Origin of the sequence: Noviherbaspirillum malthae (genome assembly GCF_015352985.1) — a bacterium.
Taxonomy (GTDB): domain Bacteria; phylum Pseudomonadota; class Gammaproteobacteria; order Burkholderiales; family Burkholderiaceae_D; genus Noviherbaspirillum; species Noviherbaspirillum malthae.
Genome location: NZ_JACYXF010000012.1, coordinates 96928 through 123449 on the forward strand (window position 1 = coordinate 96928; position 26522 = coordinate 123449).

Annotated in this window: 25 protein-coding genes; 5 read left to right on the forward strand and 20 right to left on the reverse strand. The window is 60.4% G+C overall.

Translation table 11 applies throughout. The features are described from left to right. Nucleotides 1-605 precede the first annotated feature (605 nt). From IGW03_RS16710 to IGW03_RS16720, 3 genes are read right to left on the reverse strand one after another with little or no spacing between them, the layout of a single operon-like run. A complete protein-coding gene (locus IGW03_RS16710; protein ID WP_194723689.1) occupies nt 606-1391 on the reverse strand; it encodes an enoyl-CoA hydratase/isomerase family protein in 786 nt (261 codons plus the stop codon). A gap of 35 nt (nt 1392-1426) precedes the next feature. After that, nucleotides 1427-2623, reverse strand: coding sequence for a CaiB/BaiF CoA transferase family protein (locus tag IGW03_RS16715; protein WP_194723690.1), 1197 nt, complete (start codon nt 2621-2623; stop codon nt 1427-1429). A gap of 29 nt (nt 2624-2652) precedes the next feature. Further along, a complete protein-coding gene (locus tag IGW03_RS16720; protein WP_194723691.1) occupies nt 2653-3621 on the reverse strand; it encodes a Bug family tripartite tricarboxylate transporter substrate binding protein in 969 nt (322 codons plus the stop codon). Nucleotides 3622-3830: 209 nt separating this feature from the next. On the opposite strand from IGW03_RS16720, the gene IGW03_RS16725 reads away from it, so the two are divergent. Then, nucleotides 3831-4799, forward strand: coding sequence for a LysR family transcriptional regulator (locus IGW03_RS16725; protein WP_194723692.1), 969 nt, complete (start codon nt 3831-3833; stop codon nt 4797-4799). Between the two features lie 73 nt (nt 4800-4872). Here the strand turns inward: IGW03_RS16725 and IGW03_RS16730 are convergent, their stop codons facing one another. Continuing rightward, the gene (locus tag IGW03_RS16730) at nt 4873-6003 is read right to left on the reverse strand and encodes a DUF6607 family protein (RefSeq protein WP_228535649.1); all 1131 of its coding nucleotides are present in this window, start codon (nt 6001-6003) and stop codon (nt 4873-4875) included. Nucleotides 6004-6170: 167 nt separating this feature from the next. Beyond that, nucleotides 6171-7331, reverse strand: coding sequence for a DNA polymerase IV (gene dinB / locus IGW03_RS16735; RefSeq protein WP_194723693.1), 1161 nt, complete (start codon nt 7329-7331; stop codon nt 6171-6173). Between the two features lie 327 nt (nt 7332-7658). On the opposite strand from dinB, the gene IGW03_RS16740 reads away from it, so the two are divergent. Beyond that, the gene (locus IGW03_RS16740; RefSeq protein ID WP_194723694.1) at nt 7659-9329 is read left to right on the forward strand and encodes a methyl-accepting chemotaxis protein; all 1671 of its coding nucleotides are present in this window, start codon (nt 7659-7661) and stop codon (nt 9327-9329) included. Between the two features lie 164 nt (nt 9330-9493). Here the strand turns inward: IGW03_RS16740 and IGW03_RS16745 are convergent, their stop codons facing one another. From IGW03_RS16745 to IGW03_RS16800, 12 genes are all read right to left on the reverse strand, one after another. Beyond that, the gene (locus IGW03_RS16745) at nt 9494-10474 is read right to left on the reverse strand and encodes a Bug family tripartite tricarboxylate transporter substrate binding protein (RefSeq protein ID WP_194723695.1); all 981 of its coding nucleotides are present in this window, start codon (nt 10472-10474) and stop codon (nt 9494-9496) included. Nucleotides 10475-10755: 281 nt separating this feature from the next. After that, the gene (locus IGW03_RS16750; protein WP_323744987.1) at nt 10756-11343 is read right to left on the reverse strand and encodes a DUF2239 family protein; all 588 of its coding nucleotides are present in this window, start codon (nt 11341-11343) and stop codon (nt 10756-10758) included. Further along, nucleotides 11343-12410: an SDR family oxidoreductase gene (locus tag IGW03_RS16755; RefSeq protein WP_194723697.1), complete on the reverse strand. Its 1068-nt coding sequence runs from the start codon at nt 12408-12410 to the stop codon at nt 11343-11345. The genes IGW03_RS16750 and IGW03_RS16755 overlap by 1 nt, the downstream gene beginning before the upstream one ends. A 190-nt stretch (nt 12411-12600) precedes the next feature. Continuing rightward, nucleotides 12601-13260, reverse strand: a complete 660-nt coding sequence (locus IGW03_RS16760) for a DUF1028 domain-containing protein (protein ID WP_194723698.1) — start codon at nt 13258-13260, stop codon at nt 12601-12603. Nucleotides 13261-13439: 179 nt separating this feature from the next. After that, a complete protein-coding gene (locus IGW03_RS16765; protein ID WP_194723699.1) occupies nt 13440-14363 on the reverse strand; it encodes a LysR family transcriptional regulator in 924 nt (307 codons plus the stop codon). A gap of 72 nt (nt 14364-14435) precedes the next feature. Continuing rightward, nucleotides 14436-15599, reverse strand: coding sequence for an acyl-CoA dehydrogenase family protein (locus tag IGW03_RS16770; RefSeq protein ID WP_194723700.1), 1164 nt, complete (start codon nt 15597-15599; stop codon nt 14436-14438). A gap of 3 nt (nt 15600-15602) precedes the next feature. Further along, nucleotides 15603-15992, reverse strand: coding sequence for a cupin domain-containing protein (locus tag IGW03_RS16775; protein ID WP_194723701.1), 390 nt, complete (start codon nt 15990-15992; stop codon nt 15603-15605). Further along, a complete protein-coding gene (locus tag IGW03_RS16780; RefSeq protein WP_194723702.1) occupies nt 15989-17224 on the reverse strand; it encodes a CaiB/BaiF CoA transferase family protein in 1236 nt (411 codons plus the stop codon). The genes IGW03_RS16775 and IGW03_RS16780 overlap by 4 nt, the downstream gene beginning before the upstream one ends. 20 nt (nt 17225-17244) lie before the next feature. Beyond that, complete coding sequence (locus IGW03_RS16785; RefSeq protein WP_194723703.1) at nt 17245-18207, reverse strand: Bug family tripartite tricarboxylate transporter substrate binding protein; 963 nt, start codon at nt 18205-18207, stop codon at nt 17245-17247. Between the two features lie 236 nt (nt 18208-18443). Further along, complete coding sequence (locus IGW03_RS16790) at nt 18444-19355, reverse strand: MBL fold metallo-hydrolase (protein ID WP_194723704.1); 912 nt, start codon at nt 19353-19355, stop codon at nt 18444-18446. Nucleotides 19356-19505: 150 nt separating this feature from the next. Beyond that, the gene (locus IGW03_RS16795; protein ID WP_194723705.1) at nt 19506-20717 is read right to left on the reverse strand and encodes a GGDEF domain-containing protein; all 1212 of its coding nucleotides are present in this window, start codon (nt 20715-20717) and stop codon (nt 19506-19508) included. A 351-nt stretch (nt 20718-21068) separates the two neighbouring features. Further along, a complete protein-coding gene (locus tag IGW03_RS16800) occupies nt 21069-22034 on the reverse strand; it encodes a tripartite tricarboxylate transporter substrate binding protein (protein WP_194723706.1) in 966 nt (321 codons plus the stop codon). 137 nt (nt 22035-22171) lie between these two features. Between IGW03_RS16800 and IGW03_RS16805 the strand changes: the two genes are divergently transcribed. Then, the gene (locus IGW03_RS16805; protein WP_194723707.1) at nt 22172-22963 is read left to right on the forward strand and encodes an IclR family transcriptional regulator; all 792 of its coding nucleotides are present in this window, start codon (nt 22172-22174) and stop codon (nt 22961-22963) included. A gap of 33 nt (nt 22964-22996) precedes the next feature. On the opposite strand, the gene IGW03_RS16810 is transcribed toward IGW03_RS16805, so the two are convergent. Further along, a complete protein-coding gene (locus tag IGW03_RS16810) occupies nt 22997-23551 on the reverse strand; it encodes a VOC family protein (RefSeq protein ID WP_194723708.1) in 555 nt (184 codons plus the stop codon). Nucleotides 23552-23625: 74 nt separating this feature from the next. Next, the gene (locus tag IGW03_RS16815; protein WP_194723709.1) at nt 23626-24609 is read right to left on the reverse strand and encodes a fumarylacetoacetate hydrolase family protein; all 984 of its coding nucleotides are present in this window, start codon (nt 24607-24609) and stop codon (nt 23626-23628) included. Between the two features lie 204 nt (nt 24610-24813). Between IGW03_RS16815 and IGW03_RS16820 the strand changes: the two genes are divergently transcribed. Continuing rightward, nucleotides 24814-25377: an NADPH-dependent FMN reductase gene (locus IGW03_RS16820; protein WP_194723710.1), complete on the forward strand. Its 564-nt coding sequence runs from the start codon at nt 24814-24816 to the stop codon at nt 25375-25377. Between the two features lie 72 nt (nt 25378-25449). Here IGW03_RS16820 and IGW03_RS16825 read toward each other — a convergent pair whose 3' ends face one another. Next, the gene (locus IGW03_RS16825; RefSeq protein ID WP_194723711.1) at nt 25450-25683 is read right to left on the reverse strand and encodes a hypothetical protein; all 234 of its coding nucleotides are present in this window, start codon (nt 25681-25683) and stop codon (nt 25450-25452) included. Between the two features lie 443 nt (nt 25684-26126). On the opposite strand from IGW03_RS16825, the gene IGW03_RS16830 reads away from it, so the two are divergent. Beyond that, the gene (locus IGW03_RS16830; RefSeq protein WP_194723712.1) at nt 26127-26411 is read left to right on the forward strand and encodes a hypothetical protein; all 285 of its coding nucleotides are present in this window, start codon (nt 26127-26129) and stop codon (nt 26409-26411) included. The last annotated feature ends 111 nt before the right edge of the window (nt 26412-26522 follow it).

Sequence of the window (26522 nt, forward strand, 5' to 3'; positions counted from 1 at the left end):
CTTAAAATTTTGCACGAGGAGTCTGGCCGGGGAACGCGTTTATTAAATACGCAAGTATATATTGGCTTGGCGAGGCCATTGGGAAAATGGCGACTTATCCCATCGTCAGGAACCGACGCTCGATACTGAAACGGTTTTGCCGAGCATGGGAAGTGCTTTCGCTGTCAGGACAAGTTTCAAAGCAATTTGCCCTGAACCGGTAATGCGTCAGCTGGTGTGGTGTAACCTAGGAAGGGAAGTCACATGGCTGCATTGCCATGATGCGGGAGTTCTATCAAGTGGTGCAGCGCGTTAACGCTTATTGCAACGAGCGTTCATGTCCAGCAATGTCACTGGCATTAACAAGAAACAAGCGGCGGGCAACCTCATCTTCCGACCTCCATGCCGCATGTCGGAGATTTTCCGGTAGTCCTGCCGCCAAGGCCTTACTGCGATCTAACCCGAACCGATCGAAGTTTATTTCAGGACGCAATTGCGCGTATCGAACTTGCCTTCAATCTGTCAAAGCGGATTTCGTCCTTGCCGAGAAACTCCGCTTGAATTCAGAATGCATTGTCCACCAGCCAGCGGCATTCTGCATTCAGCGCTGAAGTTGAGCTTGAACATCATTTGAAACGCCATGCAGGCTTTCGCTTTTCCACAAATGCGGCAATTCCTTCCCTGGCATCGGGCATTGCGGCGACCGTACAGAAGCTGTCGGCGGCCGCCGATACCGCCGCGCGGTAACCGTTATCGTTGGCATGCATGAAGGCTGCGCGCCCTACCTGCACCACCTGGGCCGGCTTCTCCGCAATCGTCCGCGCGAGTCGGCGCGCCTCTTCCAGTGCCTGGCCTTCGGACGCGGTCCGGGATACCAGTCCCAGGCTGACGGCCTCGTCAATACCGAAGGTACGTCCGGTGAACAGCAATTCAAACGCCCTGTGCCGCCCGATAATGCGCGGCAGGTGGGTGAAATGAATCGAAGGCAGGACACCGGCATCAATTTCCGGATAGCCGAAGCTCGCCCCCTTGCCCGCGACAATCATGTCGCAGGAGATTGCCAGCGTCATGCCGCCGCCGCGGGCCGTGCCGTCAATGGCGGCAATGGTCGGCTTGCCCATGCTGAATTGGGTATCGGTCATCTGGACATACAGGCGTTGCAGCAGGCTGCGCACCTTGGTGTCATCGCCCTCATGGATCGCCTGCAGATTGAGGCCTGCGCAGAATCGGCCGGGAATCGCGCTGGCGACGATCACCGCACGCACGCTGTCGTCGGCCGCTGCCCGCCGCAATGCGGCGAGATAGTCGTCGAGCATGGTTTCGCTCAGCGCATTGACCGGCGGATTATTGAACAGGATCTCGGCGATGCCGTTGCTGACTGTATAACTGAGTGCAGAACTGAGTGCTGACATGATGTGTCTCTTGAAATAGTGGATGTAGGTTGTCCTCAGGGCTGACGTGCGGCGATCACGCCTTCGGCCAGCAGATCGGCAATGCGCGCGTCGCTGTAGCCCAGGTTGCGCAACACTTCGGCGCTATGTTCACCGAGCAGCGGAGGCGGGCAAACTGCGGCGCGGTCTTCATTCTGGAAGCGTACCGGCAGTCCGATGTTGCGGATGGTGCCGAGCACCGGATGCTCGCTCTTCACCACCAGTCCCCGCGAAGCCACCTGCGGATGATCAAGTGCCTGGCCGAGGGTATGAATCGGTGAACAGGGCACGTTGGCGGCGCTCAGCAATTCGATCCACTCCCCGACCGTCCTGGTTGACATCTTTTCCTGCACGACCGAAACGGTGAAAGCCATGTTCTTGACGCGAAGCGCGTTGGTCGCGAGATCAGGATGCTCGACAACATCATCCAGCCCTGCTACCGCACAGAAGCGCCGCCATTGCGCATCGTTGCCGGCCCCCAGCATCATCCAGCCGTCCTTGGCCTGGAATGCCTGGTACGGGGACATGGAGGGATGCGCAGTACCCATAGGCCGAGGATTGCTGCCGGTGCGCCAGTAACTTTGCGCCATGTATCCCATGAATCCAAGTGCCGTGTCCATCAGCGACAGTTCGACGTACACCCCCTTGCCGGTGCGGCCGCGTTCGATCAGGGCAGCCAGCACGCCGCTCAGCCCGTGCATTGCCGTGCCGACATCGACCGGTGAGAAACTGGCCCGCGCGTACGCGCCGCCCGGCTCCCCCATGGTGCTGATCATGCCGCTGAAGGCTTGCAGCATCACGTCATAGCCCGGTTCCATACCCATGGGCCCGGTGCGTCCGTAGCCGGAGATCTCGCAGTAAATGAGGCGTTCGTTCAGTGCTGCCAAGGTCTTGTAGTCGACGCCCAGGCGCTCCGCAGTGCCACCGCCGAAACCCTGCAGCACCACGTCGGCATCGCGCACCAGATCATGGACAATCTGCCTGCCGGCGTCGGTCTTGAGGTCGACGGCAATGCTGCGCTTGTTGTGGTTGACCGCTAGGAAAATGGCCGACTGGCCCTGATCCTGCGGCAGCCAGCTGCGCGTCTCGTCGCCGGCGCCGGTGGTTTCCACCTTGATGACGTCAGCGCCCAGTTCGCCAAGGTATTGGCCGCACAGCGGTCCGGCGAGCACCTTGGTCAGATCGATTACCTTGATTCCCTTGAGTGGTTGCATTCCTGATCCATATCTTTATAACGTGATGATCAATCCGGCTTGATGCCGATCGCGCGCGCTGCGCTTAGCCAATGCTCGGTATCCTTCTTGACAAAGGCAGCCACTTCGCTCGGCTCTACATAAAACGGTTCCGCGCCGCGGGCAAGCAGACCTTCGATATAGCCCTTTTGCTGGACGGCTCGTGCCGTGGCCTTGCGCAGCTTATCCACGATATCGGCCGGCGTTTTGACGGGGACTTGCAGCGTGAACCAGAATTTAAGGTCGACATCGCCATAGCCGGTTTCCTTCAACGTGGGCACGTCGGGCAGCAAGGACGATCGCTGGGGCGACGTGATCGCGAGCCCAATCAGCTTGCCTGAACGGACATGGCTCACGCTGGTGGTCATGGAATCGAAGATGAAATCGATATTGCCGGCCAACATGTCATTGATCGCATTGCCGCTGCCTTTGTAGGGAACCGGGACGGCCTGGATGCCGGTTGCCTTGCGCAGCACGGAGCCGTACACGTGAGGCGAACTGCCCGGCCCGAAGGTGGCAAACGTCAGCTCTGCGCCGGGTTGCTTGCCTTTCCTGACCAGGTCGGCGATGGTCTTGATGCCCGAATTGGGATGCACGACCAGCACGTTGGGCAGCGCCGCGGTCATGCCGACCGGTACGAGGTCCCGCGACGGCAGGAACTTGGCACCGGGGTACATCAGCGGATTGACCGCCTGCATCGCCGCGGTGCTGTGCACGATGGTCATGCCGTCCGGCGCGGCGTCAACCACATTTTGCATGCCGATGTTGCCGCTGGCACCCGGCTTGTTTTCGACGATGACCGGTCCGCCGATCTCCTGGCTGAAGTACTGCGCAAACACCCGCGCAATGAAGTCGGTCGGCCCTCCCGCCGAGAACGGCACGACAATGCTGAGCGGCCTGGAGCCGAACGACTGGGCAAACGACGGTGCGGCTAGCGTGGCGCAGGCACCCATCAAGAAAGTGCGTCTGGTAATGGTCATCGTGTCTCCTTGCTGTTCTGGTCATGAGGTCCGTGCGGCTGCCACGGTCAAGCAGCAATATCGCCGATCGCTGGCTATACGTCCAAGACAGATTTATGATGGAGGCCATAACATTTTTATTATGGCCGGTTTTGCAATATGTCTTTTACAGTTTTTCGGGCGTGTGCCGCTTCCGGCCTTACCGGTACGGACGACGCATTGGAGGAGTCATGGGAATTGATATTCGCGGGATGCGTATTGTGGTCGCAGTGGCCGATGCGCAATCAATCTCCCGCGCCGCACAGCGCTTGCATATTGCGCAGCCTGCTCTGAGCCTTCATTTGCGCTCAATCGAGGAAGAACTTGGGGTCCAGCTGTTTGAGCGTTCGGCCCGCGGTGTCATCCCGACCCCGGCCGGCATGCGTTTCGTCGGGCATGCGCAAGACATTCTCAAGCGCGTGGACAATGCCTACCATGACGTACGCGATGCGGTAGCGCAGCCTGCGGGAGCCGTCACGGTGGCCATGCCGCAATCCATTGCCAAGGTGCTGGCGGTACCGGTGGTCAGCGAGGTGGTCCGACGCTGGCCGAAGATCAGCCTGCATATGGTGGAGCTGAGCACCGGATACATTCCAGAATACGTGGCCGGCGGGCAGGTCGATCTGGGCATCACCTTCGCGATTCTGGAAGGCGCCGGCATGCGGTTCGAGCACTTGTGCGACGAGGAACTGGTGCTGATTACCTCGCCAGAGCAATTGCATGCTGCGTTCGGCGACCAGCACACGCCGCGCAGCAGCGTGATGCTGCGCGAACTCTCGAAGCTGCCGATGATATTGCCGGGAAGCGCACATAGCCTGCGCAAGCGCCTGGAGGCCACCTTTGCCTTGCACAATGTCGCACTCGAACTGGTAGCGGAAGTTGACGTGATCCCGCAATTGATCGAGCTGGCCGCAGCCGGGATAGGCTCGACGATTCTGTCTTGCGCGTCGGCGGTCGGCTCGCCGCATGGCGACAAGCTGGCAGTGCTTGCCATCGACGAGCCGAAACTTCACCGTTCGGTTTACCTGTGCCAGTCGGCGACGGCGCCGCAGACCATCGCGACCACGGTGGTGTCAGAATTGATTTCACAGCTTGCACGCAAGCTGGTGGCCGAAGAGCAATGGCCGACGTCGGGCGCGTCATCTTGCTATCGGAGTTAAGACCGCTTTGCGCACTTGCCGCAACCGGCCGTTCAGCCGGAAAGCTTATGCAATCTCGCATGGCTAGGCTGCTCTAGCCGTTTGCCAAGTAGCGCTCGCGCAATATGCGCTCGATGAAAGCGCGAGCCTCTTCACGGTCGAAGGCGGCGCCATCATCAAGCCGCGCCGCGTATTCAAAGAAAGGCATGAACAGGGAGCCTTGGTCCACCTGAGACTTGAGCGTATAGCGTCCCTGCTTCTCCACGACTCTTGCCCACGCCGCGCGCACCTCGGTCCAGAACGGTTCGGTACGTTCGAAGTAGCGCCGGCCGGGAGCGAAGTCATAATCCCGGATGCGCTCGTAGCGCGCCACGCCGTATTCGCGCGCCAGGTAAGGAAGTTCGATGCGCGGCTTGCGATTTCCGTCCAGCGCAAGCTTCAGGTTGTTTTCCTCCTGCACCCAGCCGTTCGGGACGATGGTGTGCCGATTGGTGCCTTCCAGCACATCGTAATCCTTGCGCACGCTGAACTCGCGGCGCGGCAATGGCCGCCGCGTCTCATCGCTGATCCAGGTGGAGGAGCCGTCGGCATGCTGCCAGCGCCCGGCCGCGGCATAGCGCGCGGAATCATCGACCTGCAGCACGGTCTGCGTCCAGGCGCCGCGCCGCCGGTCCGGCGCAAGTGCCTGCAGTGCCCAGGTATTGCCGCCTTCATAGGCCAGCATGCGCTCCGGTTCATGGCGCCACTCCTGGCGCCAGTGGCGCATCACGATGGGTTCGCTGCTCTTGCCGTCAGTCTGCAAGACGCGCATGACCAGGATGTGCTGCAGCGCGATGAAATCGCCGTGATCCTCGGCAACGAAAACAAATTCGGTGCCCCAGCTCTGGTAGGGCACGTCCGGCTTTGCCGCCGGGTCGAAGCGCACCACTTCCAGGAAATCGAAGCTGACGCGGTACGGTCCAGCCATGGCCAGAATGGCGCGCCGGTCGCGCTCGAAGGCGCTCAGCTTTTCGGCCGTGCGCAGGGACTTCCATTCCGCGCTCGGTGCCGCGTCCGGCTGCACAGGTACGCCACGGGTCGTCGCGCCGCGGGGCTTGGCAGGTCCGTCGCCGAGCGGCCAGGCGAAAGTGAACTGGCTTGGTTGCGATACCTCGCCTTTCTCATTTGCGCCTGCATGGGAAACGAAGACCGCGGCGCCGACCAGAATCATCAGTAGTGAACGCATGATGTTCAGAGGATTGAAATTTCCAGGCGGAGTTCCGGTCATTGCAGGAAGCCTGATTTTTCCCATGGCTGCAGTTCTCCGATGCCATGCCTTTGGCAGGCGTTGCGATTGCCGATGTTCAACGTTGCCGCATGGCGGTTTCCTTGCAGCCTTCGCCAATGATGGCATCAACCCTGCTCGAACAGATCTGCCTGACGAGGCACGGCTCGCCTTGCGGGATCCTTTGCCTCCAACGTTGAAACCCTGACGCCCAGCAGCCTGATTCTCTGGTTCAGTTTCACCCGCTTCAGGCATTCGGTCGCCGCGCGCCTGATCACCGCCGGATCGTCGGTCACGTCCGGAAGCGTGTAGTCGCGGGTGACGGTCTGGAAATCCTGGAATCTCAGCTTGATGCCGACGGTGCGGCCCACATAAGCCTTGCGCTTCAAATCCTCCGACACCCGTACGCAAAGGTCGGTGAAAATCTGGCCGAGTTGTTCGCGGTCGCCCTTCGGATGCAGATCCCGCTCAAAGGTGGTTTCGCGGCTCATGCTCTTGCTCTCGCGCTCGGTCGTGACCGGCCTGCGGTCAATACCGTGGGCTGCGCGCAGCAGCCATTCGCTGTAGGTGCGGCCAAACGCTTCCTGCAACACCACGGGATCGGCCTTGGCCAGTTCCCCGATGGTCATGATTCCCATCTCGTTGAGCTTGACGGAAGCCTTGGGACCGATGCCGTTGACCTTGCTCACCGCCAGCGGCCAGATAATTTCAGGGAGCGCGGCCGCGGGCACGATCGTCAGGCCGTCCGGCTTGTTCAGATCGCTGGCGATCTTGGCGATCAGCTTCGAGTGCGCAATCCCGATCGAACAGGTCAGGCCGTCCGTTGCGGTCCTGACCGCATCCTTGATGCTTTGCGCGATATCGGCGAGATCGCCGGGCATGCCACGCAAGTCGATGTAGATTTCATCGATGCCGATTTCCTGGATGGTCGGCGCAATGCTTCTGACAGCGTTCTTGAAGAGCGTCGAATAGTGCCTGTACCGCTGGAAGTCGGTCGGCAGCAGCACCGCGTCGGGAGCGAGCTTGGCCGACTTCATCAGCCCCATGCCGGAGAAGACGCCGAATTTCCTTGCTTCGTAAGTGGACGTCGTGACGACTCCTCGGCCGACATAGTCTTTCAGCCTTGCATATTGCCTGCTCCCGTCCGGCATCAGCCTGGGCTGGTGCGCGCTGCCGCCTCCTACTACCGCGGCCACCCCCTTGAGGTCCGGATAGCGAAGGATTTCGGTTGAAACGAAATACGAGTCCATATCCAAATGGGCGATGCGCGGCTCGTCGATGTCTTGCATTCCAATCAATTCTGCAAATCTTCCAGAAGTAGGAAGTGTAGATCTTATTGATTCGGCCCGGAAAATGTTTCATTTTTCCGGGCCGCTGGTCTCACCCTCTCCCTCTGGGAGAAGGCTGGGGTGAAGGGATCGGGCCCAACATATTTTCGAGCGGAATCTATAGTTGGCTCCAGTACCGGCAAGAATCTGTTTCGTTTCTGCTACGGCGACTAGTTTCTTTGAGGAAACTAAGCTAGCATTGCGCCCTCGCGATTTATTCCGCCTGCCAGCCATCGGCCGCAGCGCAAATGAATTGCACCTTATCTGATCGACAATCCGAAACAACAAATGAAAAACTGGAAAATTGGCTCCCGCCTTTCGACGGGATTTGCACTGGTATTGACGCTCGCCATCGTCATGTCGGCAATCGGGCTGTGGCGGCTGAACGTCGTAGCCGACGCCACGGCGCACATGGCGGGTGTACCCCTGTCGAAGGAGCGGATGATCAGTGACTGGTACCGCTACGTCTACAGCGCGGTTCGCCGCACGACCGCGATCGTCAAGAGTACCGATCCTTCCCTGGGACAGTTCTTCGCTGCGGAAACCACTACCTCCACCCAGGCTTCCGCCGACCTGCAGAAGCAGATCGAGCCCCTGATTACGGGCGAGAAGGAGAAGCTTCTGTGGCAGGACATCATGGCGCAGCGCAAAGTGTATCTGAGCACGCGCGACGCTGCTACCAAGGCCAAGGCCGAGGACAATATCGAAGAAGCGACTCGCCTGCTCGAGCAGGGATTCATTCCGGCAGCCGACAAGTACATGAACCTGATCCAGCAGCTCGTGACCATGCAGCGCGAGGCGATCAATGAACATGCCGCCGACATCCAGGCCACCTACACCGCCAGCCAGACGCTCATCATCACCCTCTGCCTGTTCGTGCTCGCCATCGGCGCCGTGCTGTCCTACTGGCTCACGCGGGGCATCACCCGGCCGCTCGCGCGTGCGGTGGAAGTGGCTCAAACGGTTGCGAGCGGCAATCTCACCAGCCACATCGCCGTCACGTCGAAGGACGAAACCGGCCAGCTACTGCAGGCGCTCAAGGACATGAACGCCGAACTCGTGACAATGATCTCGGAAGTCCGCAGCGGCATCGAGACCATTGCCACGGCTTCCACTGAAATCGCCAGCGGCAACCAGGATCTGTCGGCGCGCACCGAACAGCAGGCAGGATCGCTGGAAGAAACCGCATCCTCGATGGAGGAATTGACGAGCACCGTTCGCCAGAATTCCGACAACGCCCGTCAGGCCAATGTACTCGCAGAGAGCGCTTCTGAAGTTGCCGGCAAGGGCGGCGCAGTGATCGCCCAGGTCGTGACCACCATGGGCGACATCAATGATTCCGCAAAGCGGATCGTCGATATCATCAGCGTCATCGACGGCATCGCCTTCCAGACCAACATCCTTGCACTGAATGCAGCCGTCGAAGCGGCGCGCGCAGGCGAACAGGGAAGAGGATTTGCGGTCGTGGCCAGCGAAGTGCGCAGCCTGGCGCAGCGCTCTGCCAGCGCCGCGAAGGAAATCAAGGCACTGATCGATACTTCCGTTGCCAAAGTCGAGAACGGCAGCATGCTCGTGAACGAAGCCGGCGCAACGATGAATGAAATCGTCGACAGCGTGAAGCGCGTGACCGACATCATGGCCGAGATCACCGCTGCCGGCCAGGAGCAGACTTCCGGTATCGAACAGGTGAATCAGGCCATCGGACAGATGGACCAGGTCACGCAGCAGAATGCCGCGCTGGTGGAAGAAGCGGCAGCAGCAGCCCAGCAGCTTCAGGATCAGGCTGCGACGCTGGCTCAGGTGGTGAGCGTGTTCAAGGTCGATGCGAGAAACGCTTCGCAGCCGTTCGCGGCGGTCGCAATGGCCGTTTCTGCAGCAGTACCGGCCATCAAGCCGCGCGCGGCGCTGATGAACAATGCGAAGTCACGTTCTGCGCAGGAGGAATGGGAGGAGTTTTAAACCGCTTGCGGCGCCGCATCGGCGCGGTGCGGAGAGGCGCAGCAGAAAACTGAATCCTCGAGCGCACATTCCGGCGGGCAGGAAAAGAGATTCCCTGCCCGCTTGCTGCATCTACACGGGCCGGCCTTGCGCCGGCCCGTTTCATTTACATCCTGCAGCCCGGATCAGTCGACCGTTGCGCCGCTTTCCTTGACCACCTTCGACCATTTCACGGCTTCGGCCTGAACGAACTTGCCGAAATTCTCGGGCGTGTCGCCGACAAAATCGGAACCGGTGTCAGCGAGCACCTTCTGGAAAACCGGATCCTTCATTGCCTTCAGCGTTTCCTGATTGATCTTCGCAATCACATCCTTCGGCGTCTTTGCAGGCACGAACATGCCGTACCAGGCATAGGACACGATGCTCGGATAGCCGGATTCCGCGAAGGTCGGCACGTTCGGGAGCAGAGGCGAACGCTTGTCGCCGGAAATGGCGATGACCTTGACCTTGCCGGATTTCACATGCGGCATGATGGCGATCATGCTGTCGAACATCACCGGCACGTGACCGCCGATCAGGTCCGAAATCGCCGGTGCCGAACCCTTGTAGGGAACATGGTTCATGTCCTGGCCGATCGTCGTGCGGAACAGCTCGCCGGTGAGGTGCTGCGGCGTGCCGGAGCCGGCCGACGCATAGGAAAACTTGCCGCCCTGCGACTTGATGTAGGCAACGAGTTCCTTCAAGTTGTTTGCCGGCACGGACGGATGCGCAACCAGCAGAAGCGGCACGCGCAGCAGGTTTGTTACCGGTGCCAGGTCCTTGGCCGGATCGAAGCCCATCTTCTTGTACAGGCTGGGATTGATGACGATAGGCGCGCTCGATGTGACCAGCATGGTCTGGCCATCAGGCTTGGAGCGGGCAACGGCCGCGCTGCCGATGTTGCCGCCGCCGCCGCCGCGGTTGTCGACCACAAAAGGCTGGCCAAGCTGTTCCGACAGGTTCTTGGCAATCGGGCGCGCTGCGATATCGGAGGGACCGCCGGCAGGCCACGGCACCATCACGGTGACCGTCGAATCCGGCCAGGATGCGGCGAGAGCGCCGGTGGTAAAACTGAGCGCGACAACGGCACCAGTGAAGAGTTTGCTGCAAAGGGAGTTGATTTTCATGCTTCCAGACATCTTTTCTTTTGAAGGTCCTGCTTGCACAGGACACAGAGTGGTTACGCTCTGCCGCGACCGCCGTTGCCGGTTGTCTCGGCAGGCCATCATTATAGGGGAATCAGAAAAACAGGCTTTGCTGCTGCAGGGCTGGCGAGATCAGCGTGAAAGAGAAAAGGCCGACAGGCAAGGTCGGCCTTGCGGGCATAATGTCTTTCCGGAGTGCAGCAATGATGCCAGGCGAACGGGATCAGGCCGGCGTGAGCCGGCCGTCCCTCTTCTGCTGCAGTTCAGCTAGCCGCGAACGCCGGCCCAAGCAGGGTGCCGACATGAGCGCGGATATCCTCGGGCCAGGAAGCGATGCAGGATTCGATCCTGGCTCGGTCGCCTTTGTACAAGGCGCGGATCGCTTCTTCATAATCACGTTCATCGCCTGCCATTGCTGTCATGAAACGATAGACTGCCTCTTGCGCGGCACGCCTGGCATCGGTCGGCCCGCTGGCGCGCATTGCTTGCTCCACCAGTTTGCGCAGTGCCACCGATTCACCGCCGGGCTGTGTCGCCAGCCACTCCCAATGACGGGGCAGCAGGGTGACTTCCTGCGGAACGAGGAATGGCTTTTGGCCAGTTGACGCATGTGCGAGAGCAGGCTTGTTCAGGTAGTCCACCACCCGTACCAGATGCTCGGTATCGATGCGCAGGTCGATATGGATCTGGTGACTGGTGGCGGCATCGAAGAACAGAATGCAGGCATCCGGGTGACTCTCGAAATATTCCTTTGCCTGACAGGCCATTTCGCGCGGCGCTCCTTGAGCGATACGTTTGGGACCGTCAAATGCGATCCATTGGGTCTCATTGGTCATGCAGTTCATTGTCATCAGGGGATGAGCCGCGAGCTTCGCAACAGTGAAAACAAATCGAAAAACGATTCATCGGTTGCCTGGAAGGGAGAAAAGCCGAGCTTGCGGCTTTTCGCCATATCGGTCATCACTTCGATAGGCCGGCCCAGATCAAGGTCGGTATGCCAGGGCGACGCCAGACGATCCAGATCCGGTTCGGCAAGCCCGTGGCGCCGAGCGATGTCGCGCCACAATGCATGATCGTTTGCCATCGCGGTTTCGAGCGGCTGCGTGCTGCCGCTGAAACCAGCCGCCTGTACACCGAACCAGTCGGCCAGCCTTCCCCACAACCAGCTCCAGCGAAATACATCGCCGTTCACGATATTGAACGCTTCATTGCGCGCTGCGTCAGTATCGGCTGCCCAGACCAGCTGCCTGGCCAGCATACGGGCATCGGTCACATCGGACAGGCCTTTCCATTGCGCTTCGGAGCCGGGGAACTGGAACACGCGCCCGGTCTCCTTGCATATCGAGGCATATACCGCCAGCGTCGTGCCGAGATTCATCGCATTGCCGACGGCCATGCCGATCACCGTATGGGGTCGATGAATGCTCCACGTGAACCTGTCGCGCTCAACGGCCGCATAGACTTCGTCTTCCTGGGCATAGTAGAAATTCTCGATGGGAAGGCGCGGCTGCGTTTCCCGCAACGGCGTCTCAGGCAGCGTACCCGATTGCGCATAGGCCTCGAACGGGCCGAGATAGTGCTTCAAGCCGGTGACCAGCGCCACGTGGCGCAGCGTTCGTTTCCCGGCGAGCGCCGCGAGCAGGTTCCGAACCATGGCAGCGTTGACCCGGATATTCTCGGCCTCCGTATCGTTGCGCATCCAGGTCGTGATAAATACATGGGTAGGTTCGACTTGAGCCAGTGCCGTCTCCAGGCTTTTCGGTTCGAGCAAATCCGCGGCGACCGGTTTTACGCTGCTGACGTCATGTATCGGCCGGCGTGCCAGCCCGTAGACGGTCCAACCGTTTGACACGAGCTCACGCGCGACATAACGTCCGCCGATGCCGCTGGCGCCTACCACTAAAGCGGTTCGTTGCATAACTTTTCTCCAGTACAAGTCGGGATGCAGATGCAGCCTCCGACCGCCGTGGGACACCGGGCGCATATGAAAGTGCAGAGCCTGGCGACCGTTTCGCCGTTCCCGGCGCCTGATCCGCGGCAGGCATCATTCCGGCGGGCGGCAAGCCGGCGGTCCCGCTCCAAACATCCTGCACGATGGCCTGCGCCTTTCAGCCGGGCCGGGGAATGTCTGCGCGCTTGGGAAGACCGAGGACGTTCGGCAGGATCTTTTCCTGATACACCTTGAACAATCGTCTAAGTTCTTGCATGGGCGCATCATGATCGTCGACCCGAATGTCGCACAGTGCGTATTCTTCGGCCGCAAATACCAGTACGTTCACGGAGCGTTCGCCCTTGAGGTCGCCGCCGGCCTCATCGCCCGCCAGCAAGGCCAGCGTAAGACGTTCTGCCAGATCAAGATGTTCCGTGGCATGCATCGATTCCAATGCTCTTTCAAGCACTTGCGGTCCGGGCAAGCGGTTTCCCTGGACGCTGCAATTGTGCCCCGGGATATGTCCCGACCACTTGATCGTATCCGGGCCAGTCCATGCCGCCGTGCGGCCTTGCTTGTCCACAATCCCGACTTGCCGCTTGGCTGCATTCATATCGGTTGCCAATACGCGTCTCAGCGCATCCTCGGCCGATGCGTCTTGCTCAAGGAGACGCAGGCCATCATAGGCAAGATAAGGGTTGGTTAACGCTTGCGAAGCGACCGCGCCGGCGTTGGCAATTGCATGGCAGGCCAGCTTGCCGACCGCCTGGACCGCTGTTGCCGCTGCCACGCCAACCTGTCCTGTGCGCACGCAACGTGCGACGATAGAAAACGTCATGACATATCTCCAAAGCGAATCGGATTGCAGGCAGTTCAGTGGCCGTTCACGGGAAATCTCATTCGGGCCGCAAGGATGAAAAGGCAACCGCCTGGTTCAAATAGATAAACGCGGCTTGAAGGTATCCGGCCGCCGCAACACTGGCTACGATACCGTTTGAATGGATCGCGCAACCACGATCAGGATAAGACTTGTTCGTGTTGCGCCTGTGACAGGGTGTGATTCGTCAAACTGCTGCTCGCTTCGCTGAGAAAAAACTGCAGCGCCGGCGTCTTGCTTTCAGGATGCCAGATGAGATAGGCGGACGACACTGCATGCGCATCCAGGATCGGTACGAATCTTGCGCCGGCGATGGCCGAGCGCGTCAGTGACTGCGGCACGATCGACACGCCCAGTCCATTGGCCACCAGCGCGGTAATGGTCAGCCACTGGCGGGCCGCGAAGCGTGTCTGCGGCTCGAAACCGGCCTGGCGGCAGATGGCGATCACGTTGTCGTAATTCGCCGGGGACACTTCGCGAGCAAACATGATGAACGGACAGTCGGCCAGTTCCTTCAATGCGATTTTCTGTCTGCCTGCAAGGGCATGGCTGTCCGGCAGGCAGCACACGAAGGGATCGTCCGGCAAGGGCTGCCCTGCCAATCCTTCCGGAACATGCGGCGTATTGATGAAGCCGGCATGCAGCCGGCCGTGCAGCAGGCCTTCGATCTGCTCCATCGATGACTGCTCGCGCAGCGTGACCTCGATGCCCGGATGGCGTTCGATGAAGTCCGATACGATGCCCGGCACATGCCGGTAGACCATGGACCCGGTAAAGCCGATGTCGAGCCGTCCCAGGTTGCCGGAGGCCACCGAACGAGCGGTGTCGTTGGCGAGCTTGATCCTTTCGAGGATTGCCTGCGCCTCGACATAATAAGCCGCACCGGCCGGCGTCAGTTCGACGCGCTTGTTGTCGCGTTCGAACAACCGGATGCCGAGTTCCTTTTCCAGCGACTGGATGGCAAAGCTGAGCGGCGGCTGGGTGATCGCCAGACGCAGCGCTGCCCGGCCGAAGTGCAGTTCCTCGGCGAGAGCGACGAAATAGCGCAGATGCCTGAGCTCCATGTGTCTCCGATGATTGAAGGTTGCCGCCCGTCGCACCGGACCGCAGCCGCTCCTTGCCGACGATGGCAGCGATCAATAGGACTTGGCCAGACCGAGCACCTTTTCCGCAATGAAGCACAGGATGAGCTGCGGACTGACCGGCGCCAGTCTTGGTATCCATGATTCTCGCAGATAACGCTCGACGTGGTATTCCTTCGCATAGCCCATGCCGCCATGGGTGAAGATCGCATTTTCGCAGGCATGGAAACAGGCTTCGGCTGCAAGATACTTGGCGGCGTTGGCTTCGGCCGCGCAGGACCTGCCGCCGTCGTAGAAGGATGCGGCCTTGAATACCATCAGGTTGGCGGCTTCGAGTTCCATCCAGGATTTGGCCAGCGGATGCTGTATGCCCTGGTTCTGTCCGATCGGCCGGTCGAACACGATGCGCTCCTTCGCATACTGCGCGGCGCGGCGCAGCGCCGCCTTGCCCAGGCCGACCGCTTCGGAGGCGATCAGGATGCGCTCCGGATTGAGGCCGTGCAGGATGTAGCTGAAACCCTTGCCCTCCTCCCCGATCCGGTCTTCTACCGGAATGCGCAAGCCGTCGATGAAGACCTGGTTGGAATCGACCGCCTTGCGGCCCATCTTTTCGATCTCGCGCACTTCCACGTACCTGCGGTCGAGGTCGGTATAGAACAGCGACAATCCGTCGGTGCCCTGCGCCTCCTCGACCGGCGTGGTGCGGGCAAGCAGCAGCATCTTGTCGGCCACCTGGGCGGTGGAAATCCAGACCTTCTGTCCGGTCACGACGTAATGATCGCCTTCGCGCACCGCGCGCGTCTTGAGCTTGAGCGTGTTCAAGCCGGTATTCGGTTCGGTCACTGCGAAGCAGGCTTTCTGCCGGCCCTGGATGAGCGGCGGCAGCCAGCGCTGCTTCTGCTCGTCGGTGCCGAACACCACGACCGGATGCAGCCCGAAGATGTTCATGTGCACGGCGGATGCGCCCGACAGTCCCGCGCCCGTGGCGGCGATGGTTTGCATCATCAATGCCGCTTCGGTGATGCCCAGTCCGGCGCCGCCGTAGGCTTCCGGCATGGCGATGCCCAGCCAGCCGGCTTCTCCGAGCGCGCGGTGAAAGTCATCCGGAAACGCACCGTCGCGGTCCCTCGCGGCCCAGTATTCGTCATCGAACGGGGAGCACAGCTTTTCGATGGCGCTCCGGATCTGTTCCTGGTCTTCGCTCAGCAGGAAATCCATCGCTTACTCCTGCTTTCCGGCCGCGGTCCGCGCGTTGGATTCCGCATAGGGCGGGCTGTAGATGACAAGCACGCGCGCGGGCTGTTCGCTGGTCACCGTAAAGACGTGCATCGCATCGGCGGGAAAAAAGCAGGTATCGCCCGGCTGCATGTCGAACGTCTCGCCGCCGACTTCGGCGCGCGCGCTCCCCTCCAGCAGATAGCACACCTGCTCGATGCCGGGATGGGCATGCGGCAAGGCGCCGCCATTGCGCTCGATGACGCCGAGCACCACCTCCACATGCTTAGCGCCAACGTTTTCCGCACCGATCAGGCGGCGGTTGAGCGTGCCGGTGTGATTGGCGGGCGAGTAGCCGGGCACGTCGCCGGCTCGCACGAGATATCGGTGGCTCATTCTCTTTTCTCCTTTTGGGTTGGACCGCCGGCGCTCACGCCGGCTGCCATCATTTGCTCGATTTCGTATTGCGAATAGCCTGCCTCCGCCAAGATCTCGGTCGAATGCTCGCCGAGCAGCGGCGCCGGCATGACATCCGGATTCGGCGCGGTGTGCGTCCATGTCACCGGATTGCGGGTGGTATTCAGCATCCCTTCCGTCGGATGCTCGACGCTGCGGATGAAACCTGTCTGCCGCAGGTGTTCATCGTCGAGCAGATCTGCCGGAGAGTTCATCGGCATGTTGGGAATATCGGCGCCATCCAGTATCGACTGCCACTCGGCCGTGGTCCGTTCGCGCATCAATGCACCCACTTCCGCATAGACCGCATCGATATGGGCGGCGCGCATGCCGTGCGTCGTAAAACGCTCATCCTCCATGAAGCGCTCCGGCGTGCCGATCGCGGCGAAGAAATTGCGCCAGTGCTTGTCGTTGTAGATCAGCACGCACAGATGGCCGTCGCGGGTGCGGTACGGACGCCGGTGCGCGGTCAGCAGCCGTGCATAGCCGGGTTCGCCTTGCGGCGGCTCGAACGACAGGCCCGCGAGGTGATCGCCAAGCACGAACTGCGTCATCGCTTCGAACATCGGCACGATGACGGCCTGCCCCACGCCTGTCTTCTCGCGTGCGTACAGCGCTGTCGTCACGGCATACACCGCATGCAGGCCGGTGACGCGATCGCCCATGGTGACGGGCGCATAGCAGGGTGTTTCCGAACCATATTGCTGCATCAGCCAGGGCAGGCCCGTCGCTCCCTGGATCAGATCGTCATAGGCCGCCTTCCCTGCATAGGGTCCGTCCTGGCCGAAGCCGCAGCAGCTGACATGGATGATGCGGGCATTGCGCTGCTTCACCGATTCATAGTCCAGTCCGAGCCGTGCAACGGCCTGGGGCCGCACATTGGTGATCAGCACGTCGGCCTGCTCCGCCAGCCGCAGTACCGCTTCGCGCCCGTGCGGCTGCTTCAGGTCGAGGACGATGCTGCGCTTGCCCTGGTTCGCGTGCAGGAAGATATGCCCCATGCCGGCATTGCGCATCGGTCCGACATGCCGCATGTTGTCGCCTTCGGGATTCTCGATCTTGATCACGTCGGCCCCGAGCGAAGCAAGGATCTGCGTCGCAAAAGGCCCCATGATGACGGAAGTCATGTCGAGAATTCTTACGCCCGCGAGCGGGCCTGATTGCTTGGTCATGGTGTGGTGACGTTATGCGCTTATTCGGGCTGGATGCCTGCCTGCTTGATCAGAGCGCTCCAATGATCGCGCTGGGTCACGACATACTTGGCGAAGTCCTGGGGCGAAGCGGAAGGCCCGACCTGAAAGCCCTGCGCCGCCAGCTTGTCCTGCACTTCCTTGTCGGCCAGCACTGCGAGAATTTCGGTGTTGAGGCGCTCGACAATCGGCTTGGGCAATCCGGCCGGGCCGAGGATGCCGTTCCATGAAGTCAGGTCGAAGCCAGGCACGGTCTGCGCCACCGGCGGTATGTTCGGCAGCAGCTTCGACGGGGCCGCGGTGGTCACTGCCAGCGTCTTGACCTTGTCCGTCTTGAGCATGGACATGCCGGAGCCGAAATCGACGACATAAAAATCGATCTGCCCGCTGATCAGATCGGTCATGGCTTGCGGGCTGGATTTGTACGGGACTTGCAGCAGGTTGATACCGGCCAGCCGCTTGATCGTTTCGCTGGCTACGAGCGAGGTGCTGTTGGGTGTGCCGTAGGACAATTTGCCGGGGTTGGCCTTCGCATAATCGATGAATTCCTTGAGCGTCTTGACGGGCAGCTTCGGATTGACGACGATCGCAAACGGCAATTCGCCGACTAGGGTAATCGGTGTGAAATCCTTCACCGGATCGTAGCGCAATGTTTTGAACAAGCTGGGATTGGCCGAATGCGAGGTATTTGTCGTCATCATCAGCGTATAGCCGTCCGGCTTTGCGCCTGCGACGTGCACTGCGGCAATCTGCGCGCTGGCGCCCGGCTTGTTGTCCACCACGACCGGCTGGCGCAGGCGTTCGCCGAGCTTCTGCGCCACCACGCGCGCAACGCCGTCCGTTCCGCTGCCGGCGGCGAACGGAACGACCAGCGTCACGGGTCCGGTGGGATAGTTCTGCGCAACAGCGGAACCGGCGGCAAACAGCAGCCCAAGGGTTCCCGCAACCAGGGATAGCAGCTTCATCGATGTCTCCTCGCTTGTTATGCCGCTCGATATGGCGGTGGAGACATCATTGTCCGGGCTTCAATCCATGTCAAATCGCAAATTTGGCTGATACGATACAAAAAATGTATCGCACATCGGTGTAGCCCCGATCGGCTGTCAGGATGATGGGGTGCCGAGGCCGGCCTTCATCATGGTCGCCTTATGTGCTGCACTGCTCGCGGCGTTATGCTGGCAAGCCGAGCCGCCGTGGGCAATCAATGCGCATGTGCTCCTGCGCCGACACCTGCATGATGGTGCCGTGCGGGCACATCCGCGGCAAACGGAACGCGTATCGACTGGCCTGTCATCCGCTCGAATTCGATCGGATCATGCGAACAGACCAGTTCCAGCTCGCCCCCGTGCACATGGCGCAGGCGGCGCAGACGCTCCTGGTTCGCCAGGCGGGCACCGCGGTCCTTTTCCATCAGAGTCTGATAGAGGCGCAGTCCGGGCGTGCACCAGGGATCGGTCGCACTCATTTCCCGGTGATAAAAGTAGGCATCCCCAGCTTGCAGAAGCCAGCGGTCCGACGTACGGACCGCCACCCCTGCGTGGCCGAAGGTGTGCCCGGGAAGCGGAACGAGCAGGATTTCCGGCGGCAAGCCGGTCAGCTCGCGCACGCATTCAAAGCCGAACCATCTGTCCGTGCTGCCGGCGCGATAGACCCGCCATCGGTTCCAGCTGCTCCACTGTTGCGGCCGGAAACGCTGCCGGTCCAGCCATGTCGTCTGCGCCATGGCGTCGTCGCGTTCCTGCTGCATCATGTGCACGATCGCGTGGGGGAAGTCATCCAGGCCTCCGGCATGATCGAAATCGAGATGGGTCAGCACGATATGCCGGACATCGGCGGCCTTGAACCCCAGGCGCTGGATCTGGCGCAAGGCGGTCATCTCTTCGCGAAAGTCGGGACTGAGAAGGGCAAGAAAGAAGTGGCTCAAGCGGGTGCGGGGATGATGCACGTCTTCCAGGCCGAATCCCGTGTCGACAAGCACCAGGCCCTGTTCGGTTTCGATCAGCAGGCAGTGGCAGCACAACTCGCCCCGCTGAAGGATCGTCGGCGTGCGCCCGTCCATCAGTTTTCCGCCGAGCGGACAGGAAGAAATGCAATTGAGATGATGGATGCGCAATTCGGATCTCCTGACGGTGGCGCAAGGACTTGCCCGGCAGGCATGTTGTTCCCTGCCTTGCAAGACATTGCGATATGACCAAGCTTAAAGCTGCTGACCGGATGTATTACGCTTGGTTCCGCCTGAAGGCCGTGCTTTTCCTCCGGATTCCTAGTAGACCGTTTCCGCTGCCGACTGCTCCTGTCGAACATCTGCCATCACGCAATTGCGCCCGCTGTCCTTGGCGCAATACAGCATTGCATCGGCGCGCTGCAGCGCACTCTCCATGGATTCGGTTTCCGCCAGCTGCGCCACGCCGACGCTGATGGTGACCGTCCCGGCGGCGTCGAAGTCGGTGGAGGCGATACGCTGGCGCAATTTCCCGGCCGCTTCCACCGCTGCACGCGCATTGACCGGCAGCAGCACCACGAATTCTTCGCCGCCCCATCGGAACAGCTGGTCGCTCGAACGCAGCGTGGCGACCGCTTGTGCTGCGACCTTTCGTATGACCTGGTCGCCGACCGCATGGCCATGGCGGTCATTGATGAGCTTGAAGTGGTCGATATCGAAGATCAGCACAGACAAGGGTGAGCCATAGCGGCGGGCACGCTCAGCCTCGCACGGTCCTGCAGACTCGAAATGCAGGCGGTTCCATACGCCGGTCAGCGCGTCGGTGCGAGAGGCCGCGTCCGCCTTGCGCAGCGCATGATCAAGCTCTTCCTCGATGCGCGCGCTGGTCAGCACCAGCACCGAGAACGCGACCGCGATGAAGAAAAACAGATCGAACAGCATGTAGACGCGAAACGCGAAGTCGTCGGTCATCAGGTGTGCAATGGGCGCCGAGGTCAGTGCCCAGTAGACCCGCGCGCTCGAAGTGGCGAAGGAAATCAGGAACACGAATGTCAGCAGGCGGTACACCTTGCGGAAACCGATTGCTTCCCGATTCAGCCACACCATGGACGCACACAGGATGGAAAGGTAGATGCGGTAAAGGTTAATCGCCGCAACACGCATGTTGACGCTCGGCGTCACATAGGTATGCCAGGCCATGCAGGCAATGCAGATCACCCCGAGCAGGTGAACGACACCATTGAGCTGCATCCGCCAGCGCTGCTCCCTGAATGTGGCGAGTCCGTCATAGAACAAGGCCATGCCGCTGATGATCAGGTAGTTGCCGATGACGACGCTGACGAAGTCAGGGACTAAGCCGCGCAGGATCAGCAGCACGAAGCCGACCGACCACAGCGCCTGGCTCGCCGACCATTTGCCGAAGCCTGGATGAGTTTTCCGGGTATGGAGGAAAAACAGCATGATGGCAGCGAGCGTAAGCTGCACCACCGCCGTCGCAAGGCCCAGGGTAGGCGTGTGAATGGAGGCTAACATGAGTTATTCGATTTCTTGTTAGAAATCATTGTACTCATAGATCCACCATGCGGCGCTGTCGCCGGCCATCTTCTACACGGCGCGAATCAAGAAACAACGGAAAGGCTCGTTGCCTTTCCAGAATGACCACATCCGGATTGCCGATGCGTCAGGCAGGCGAGCGGGAGAATGTTGTTTTGTCACCGGCACAGCCGATGGCGTATTGACCGAGGCTGGCGGAATGGCAATTGACGAACTTGCAGGAGACAGGGACATGCAGATCGGTGAAGCACGGAATAGAAGGCTTGCCATTGTGTTGGCAAGCCTTCTATTCCGTGAGAATACCGATGACACGCCAGCAAAGGCCAGGATTTATTCAGGCGTGATCCCGGCATCGGTAATGACCTGCTTCCAGCGTCTTATCTCGCTATCCACCAGTGTCTCCATCTTTGCCGGCGTGCTCGGCGCCGGCTCGCTGCCCACGCCTTCCAGCGCGCGCCGCGCGTCGGGCAGCACCACCGCGCGCCCGATCTCCTTGTTCAGTTTTTCCACCACATCCGCCGGCGTACCCTTTGGTGCTGCAATGCCCAGCCAGGAGCGTACCTCGAAGCCCTTCAGCGTATCCGCCACCGGCGGAACGCCGGGCAAGGCGGGCCATGGCGTTGCACTGGTGACGGCCAGCGCCCGCAGCTTGCCCGACTTGACGTGGCCGGTGGCAACGGTCACCGAGTCGACCAGCATGTCGACGTCGCCGCTGAGCACTGCCTGCACCGGCGCCGCTCCGCCTCGATAGGGGATATGCATCAATTTCGTGCCGCTGGTCGAACCCAGCAGCTCTCCTACCAGATGCTGGGTCGAGCCTATGCCCACCGAGCTGAAGGTAAGCTTGCCGGGTTCGCGCCTGGCCATGGCGATCAGATCGGCCAGGGTCTTTGCGGGATGATCGGCGCGCACCGCAATCACGAACGGAAAGGTCGATACCAGCGAAATCATCTGGAAATCCTTGACCGGCTGATACGGCAGGCTCTTCTGGTAGGCGGCGGACACCGCATGACCGCCCGTCAGCATGATCAGGGTGTATCCGTCGGGCTGCGCCTTGGCGACTGCCGCACTTGCAATGGTGCCGCCCGCACCGGTCTTGGATTCGACCACGACGGGAGTCTTGAGCCCGTCCTGCATCTTGCTGGCGACGATCCTCGCCACCACATCGGCGTTGCCGCCGGCGCCGAAGCCGTGCATCAGCGTGATCGGACGATTCGGATAGTCGTTTGCGTGTACGGCTGCGCACGCGATGACTGATGCAGCTGCAGCGGCCAGATGCTTCCATTTGCCTTTCATGTCTTCTCCTTGAATGGATACGTTTTTTAGCATCACTATAGGAAGGCGGCGGCGGGTTTGGCGATGTTTTTCCGTATAATGGACAACACTTTATTCCGGCTCCCACCCCGTCCTCTCAGACGATGAGGCCGCTTTTCATGCCATCCAACCGCGACGACATCGGCACCATACGCCGTGCCAACCTGCTGCTGCGTCTTCTGGCCACCGCCGGCAAGCGCGGGCTGGCGCTGACCGAGATCTCGACGCGCAGCGCGCTTCCGCATCCGACGGTGCATCGCCTGCTCAAGCAATTGAACAATGAAGGCCTGATCTTCCAGCACGAGGAATCCCGCCGCTATCTGCTCGGGCCGGTTGCCTATGAACTGGGCCTGGCTGCGGCCGAGATCTTCGACCTGCGCCACGTCTGCCGGCCCATCCTGGAAAAGATCAGCCGCGAGACCGAGGATACGTCCTACTTCGTCATGCGCAGCGGATTCGATGCCGTGTGCATCGACCGCATAGAGGGATCGTTTCCGATCCGAACCATCACGCTTGAGATCGGCAGCCGCCGTCCCCTCGGCGTCGGCGCCGGCGGCCTCGCCATACTGGCCGCATGCAGCGATGAGGAATGTGAACGGATATTGCAGGCAACCGCGTCTCGCCTTCCGGATTTCGGCAAGCTGGATGTCGAACAGCAGCGCGAGGCTGTCGCGGGTGCCCGCAAGGCCGGTTATGCACTGGTTAAAAACCGCGTGACGCTCGGCGTGACCGCGATAGGCATACCGTTTCATGACTCGATGCGCCGCCCGATCGGCGCAATCAGCGTGGGTGCGATCGATACCCGCATGCGCGGGCAGCGAGGCAGGGATATCGCTCAGCTGCTGAGGGAGCAGGTGGCCGAGATCGAAAAGTCGATCCGGCAGATCAATCCTGTTTTCGTTGAGCGTTGATAGCCTGTTTTCAAACAGGCTATCGGTTTGCCATCAAGTCTCCCGCCGGTAGCCGGTCGCCCCTCCAAACAGTTTCTCCCGCTGCGACCAGTCGTGCGTCTTGTCCCACAAGTTCAGTACATCGTTTGCCTCTTCCCTGAACTGTCTGTCCTGCTCCGGCGTCGCGGTGTGGACGCTCAGTTCAAGACGGTGCCCCGAAGGGTCGAAGAAATAGATCGACAGCAGGAAGTCGTCATGGTTGGTCGGACCGACCACCTTGATACCCTTGGCTTCGAGGTCTGCCTTGACCTTGAGCAGCGTGGCCTGATCAGCAACGCGAAATGCGAAGTGCTGCACCCAGTCCGGCGTCTCCGGATCGCGCCCGGACGGCTGTCCCTGGTCCTTCGGAAGTTCGAAGAAGGCAATGCAGCTGCCGTCTTCCATTTCGAAAAAAATGTGAATGTGCGGGCTGTATTTGCCGGTCGAGGGCACATGATCCTCACCCATGGCATGGATGAATTTCAGGCCCAGCACGCCGGTATAGAAATCAACGGTTTCGCGCGCGTCCCTGCAGCGGAACGCGGCATGATGCAGGCTCTTGCAAAGCATGTAATCTCCTTGGGTCTTGTCGGTCTGTCACGGCTTTTCGCCAATGGATATGTGTATCTGCGGCCTCGGAACAACTACTCCGCAGCAGGAACGAAGGCCTGATCGATACAGCCGAAAACGGAATTGCCGGCGCGATCGAAATGTTCAATTCTTACCCTGTCTCCGAATCTGAACAAAGGCGTGACTGCCTTCCCGCTGCGCAGGATTTCAAGCGCCCGGATTTCACCGATGCAGCCGCATCCGACCGATTCATCCTCGTTCGATACCGTGCCCAGGCCGACCAGCGTGCCGGGTTCGAAGTTACGGGTTTGCGCGACATGGGCGATCAGGTCGCCGTAGTGGAAAGGCGTATCGATGCCGGTCTCGATCTTTCCGACCTGCTCGCCGCGCACCCAGCATTGCATGGTGCCGGACACCAGCCGGCCATTCCACAGTTCGCCGAGCTCGTCGGGTGTGATCGCGATGGGTCCCATGCTGGACGCGGGCTTTCCGGTCAGGAAGCCGAAGGTACGCTTCAGCTCCGCCGGTATCAGGCTGCGCAGCGAGATGTCGTTCAGCAGGACGAACAGGCGAATGTGCCGGCATGCTTCATTTGCCGAGACACCCATCGGCACGTCATCGGTAATGGCTGCGATCTCCGCTTCGAAATCGATTCCCAGTTCATCGCTGGGCAGCTTGACATCTTCATTCCACGCCATGAAGCCATGTGAAATGCCCTGGTACACCAGCGGCTTCTCGTAGAAATCCTCGGGTACCGTCTCGCCGCGCGCGGCCCGGTTGCGCTGGATATGGCTAGCATAGGCAGCGCCGTCCAGATATTGGTAGGAACGCGGCAATGGTGCGGCAAGCGCATCCATATCGAGCGCAAATGCGCCGTCGGCATCGCCGCCATTGAGCGCACGGTAAAGGGCTTCCAGGCGAGGACGTACCGCATCCCAGTTATCAAGCGCATATTGCATGGTCGGCGCGGCGGCGCCGGCCTTCACTGCGGTACGCAGATCCCTGCTTACGACAAGCAGTTCCCCGTCCCTGCCGGACTTCAACGATGCAAGCTTCATGATGTTTCCTGTCTCCAGTATGGCAAATCGATGCGCGGATGCGCGGCATGGAGAAATGGTAGAGGAACAGCCGCAGCGCGCCGCAGCGCTGTTCACTATTCGGACATGAATGCGATAAAGGCGCTGTTTTCGCAGGCCGACAGAAATGCAGGAAACGGGATTTTCCTTACAATGGTGGCTTTTTCACCCATTGGAAACAAGCGCATGAGTTCACTGAATATCGTTGGTCTTTGCGGCAGCCTGCGTGCCGGCTCCCTGAATCGCATGGCATTGAATCTGGCAGGCGCCTCCCTGCCTGAAGGCGCAGGCTTCGAAGTACTGGACTGGCGCGATGTGCCGGCATTCGACAGCGATGTGCTCGCCAAGGGCGTGCCCGAGTCGGTCAGCAGCCTGGCAGCCCGACTCCGGCAAGCCGATGGCGTCGTGATCGCGACACCGGAATACAACTTCTCCATGCCGGGCATGTTCAAGAACATGATCGACTGGGTCAGCCGCCTTGAGAATCAGCCGTTTGCAGGCAAGCCGGTCGCCATTCTGTCGGCGACGACAGGGCCGCTGGGCGGCGCGCGCGTCCAGTACGATGTGCGGCGCACGATGATGTTCCTGAATGCCATGACGCTGGTGAAGCCGGAAGTCTTCATCGGCATGGCCAATACCAAGTTCAATGCCGACGGACAGTGCACCGATGAGGCGACCCGCAAGTTTGTCGGCGACCAGATGCGCAGTTTCCATGCCTGGATCCAGTCGGTGCAGCGGATGGCGGCCTGATTTATTTTTGACAATACCGCACGCGGCATAACCTGCCTGCAGGATATGCCGCGTAGCCAGACTGCGTTCACACTATTCCAGGTCGCCGTACGCAGTCACCAGACTATCGATTTCCAGCTTGGCGTGTTCGATGCTGTTCGTCAATGCAGCGCTGCGATAGAAGGACCCGGGAAAGACATTCGCACGAGTCCGCACCACTTTGCCGTGCTTCGAAATCTCGTATCCGCTTTCGTACCGGCCTTCGGTTTCGGAGACCAGCAGCGGATGGATGACATAGCCCCTGTACTCAAGCTGATGCGCTTCCATAAACGCCTCCTTCTTCCTGCTCTTCAAGACGGTTAGAGCAGATTGCAGGGCACTCGCAAACGGCGGCTCCGGCCGCAACGTACCCTTCTTCAATGTAGCACGTCGGCCAGCGGCGTCTTGGGCTACTTCAAAACTTCCTGCCAAGTTTACGCGTGCCTTGGCTAGCATCCGCGTCATGTTGGCTCAGGCAGTCGCCTTTGATCCGACATCCAGCCGCCATCCAACCATGCCAATGTCGGTCGGGAGCCGACATTACCCTTGCGGTCATGTTCACCATTGCCTGCATGTCTTCCCCTGCAAATCACGAGATGCCCTTATACATCAAGGACTTGGTACGATTTCTTCACGATTGCAGGATGCTGGCATACCCCCTGCTATATCTCCTTCAAGCGCGATGAAGCGCCCATCACCCAACCAAGCCATCACCTTTTAGGAGAATCACCATGAAAGCACTGACCATCAAAGACCTGTCCGTTTCCAAAGACCTCGGCGCCAAAGACATGAGCGCCGTGCGCGGCGGCCACGGTTTCCACCGGATGCCTGCCCTGTTCGCCAGCCCGCTGTTCAGCGTGGCCAAGAGCGAGATCAATTTCGACGCATCCCAGTCGCTGGGACAAAGCCAGAACACGGAAGTCAACAACGGCAACAACGTCGCGTTCGCCTCCGGCATCAAGTCGAATGTCAATCCGACCCAGACCGGCAAGAACACCATCAACTTCATGTCGTAATCGCATGCGCCGGTGGAGGCAGGTCTTCCACCGGCGTACGGCCGCATTAGAATCACACCGTAGGAGTAAACCGGGAGACGGTCGACGCTTCAGTCCTTCTCATTCAGCGCT